Genomic DNA, 1,805 nt, shown 5'->3' on the forward strand with positions numbered 1-1,805 from the left:
GACCCCAGGACACTGACCGGCACAACCGCCGCCCCATTGGGGGTGGCTGGCACTCCTCCCCTTGCTGGTATACGCCAGCTACCTGGCAGGGGCCAACTGGCTGCTCAATACGTCCTGGGCGCAGAACGCGCTGGCCGAACGGACCGGCATGTCGATCCGCTGGGAATCGGGCCGCAGCTGGGTGCCCGGTCATCTTGAGGTGGCAGCCCTGCGGGTCGAGCCTTTTCGACTGCGGGACGCCTCGGATCTCGGGGTCGCCCGCTTCGTATCCGGCGATCTGTCGCTGGACTCGTCCGCTGGGGCTGAGATCCCGCCTGGGGCTCGAGATGCGCGACGCTCGTCTCGAAGGCGGGAACCTCACCATGCTTGCCGACCTGGTATTGCGTGACGAGACATTGATCGGCACCCTCTATGCCCGCCTGGGTGCCCTGGGGGTCGGGGTCGATCTGCTGGCCGATGGCGAGACAGACCTTCGCCTGCTGCAGCCACGGCGCTGGTTCGAACGCCGCCGTGAGGACCTGGACGTGCCGATGGACGTGGTTCGGCCGGACGAATGGCGCCAGGCACTGGAGGTTCAGCGCGACGAGGCACCCTGAGCCTGGCGGTTGCCGATCAGGAAGACGACCCGGGGCACAACCTGACACAGGTCAGGAGAATCCCACTTTTGGAGCATATTGCGCCGCAGCATGTACTGCTATACTGCCACCACTCTCTTCTCTCTGGCCTTCCTAGAGGACGCTCGCCACCATGATCCCCGTCTTGAGCAATGACGCGCCTCCCCTGCAATGCCGCAAGTGGTCCGGCATTCTCCTGCTCTTTCTCGCCGCCCTGCTTTTCAGTCCGTCGGCAATGGCCGTCACCGGGTCCATGGACATGACCTCGTCGTTGATCGGTTTCGTGGCACTGGCCGTCTTCGTGCTCGCCTATGCCCTGGTCATGGCCGAAGAGAAGATCCACATGCGCAAGTCCAAGCCGGTGCTGGTGGCTGCCGGCATCATCTGGGGCCTCATCGGCTGGGTCTATGTCCAGGCAGGCATGCCCACGGAGTCGGAAGAGGCCTTCCGCGAGACCCTGCTCGAGTTCACCGAGCTGATGCTCTTCCTGCTGGTGGCGATGACCTACATCAACGCCATGGAGGAGCGTCGCGTCTTCGACGCCCTGCGCTCCTGGATGGTCCGCAAGGGCTTCAGCTATCGCTCGCTGTTCTGGATCACCGGCGTGCTGGCGTTCGTCATCTCGCCGATTGCCGACAACCTGACCACCGCCCTGCTGATGGGCGCCGTGGTGACCAAGGTTGCCGAGGGCGACAAGCGCTTCATCAACCTGGCCTGCATCAACATCGTGGTGGCCGCCAACGCCGGCGGCGCCTTCAGTCCCTTTGGTGACATCACCACCCTGATGGTCTGGCAGGCCGGGCTGATCGAGTTCTACGAATTCTTCGAGCTGCTGGTGCCCTCGCTGGTCAACTTCCTGATTCCGGCCGTGGTGATGAGTGTCTTCATCAAGAATCGCCAGCCGGACAGCCTTGAAGAGGGTGTCTGGCTGAAGCGCGGTGCCCGACGGATCATCCTGCTGTTCCTTCTCACGGTGGCCACCGCCGTGGCCGCCCACACGCTGCTGCACCTTCCGCCGGTGCTGGGGATGATGACTGGCCTGGGCTATCTGCAGTTCTTCGGTTACTACCTGCGCCGTACCCTGCCACGCTCCCTGGAGCGCAAGCGCACCCGCTACAGCCAGCGCGGTGACTGGAAGAAGCTCGAGAGCCTGGGCAGCGTGGTGCCCTTCGACGTCTTCAACCGTGTGGC

The 1,805-nt window shown here is 64.2% G+C and carries 2 protein-coding genes; both read left to right on the forward strand.

Annotated features, from left to right (window positions below):
- The first annotated feature begins 326 nt into the window (after positions 1–326).
- The gene (locus ACESMD_RS09095; protein ID WP_372612423.1) at positions 327–596 is read left to right on the forward strand and encodes a hypothetical protein; all 270 of its coding nucleotides are present in this window, start codon (positions 327–329) and stop codon (positions 594–596) included.
- 151 nt (positions 597–747) lie between these two features.
- A partial coding sequence (gene nhaD / locus ACESMD_RS09100; protein WP_372612425.1) for a sodium:proton antiporter NhaD occupies positions 748–1,805 on the forward strand: 1,058 nt, incomplete at its 3' end.

It is taken from the genome of Halomonas sp. (assembly GCF_041689495.1).
In the GTDB taxonomy this organism is placed as follows: domain Bacteria; phylum Pseudomonadota; class Gammaproteobacteria; order Pseudomonadales; family Halomonadaceae; genus Halomonas.

Coding starts and splice junctions, on each gene's coding strand:
- ACESMD_RS09095 (WP_372612423.1), top strand. CDS start 327: ATGCGCGACGCTCGTCTCGAAGGCGGGAACCTCACCATGCTTGCCGAC.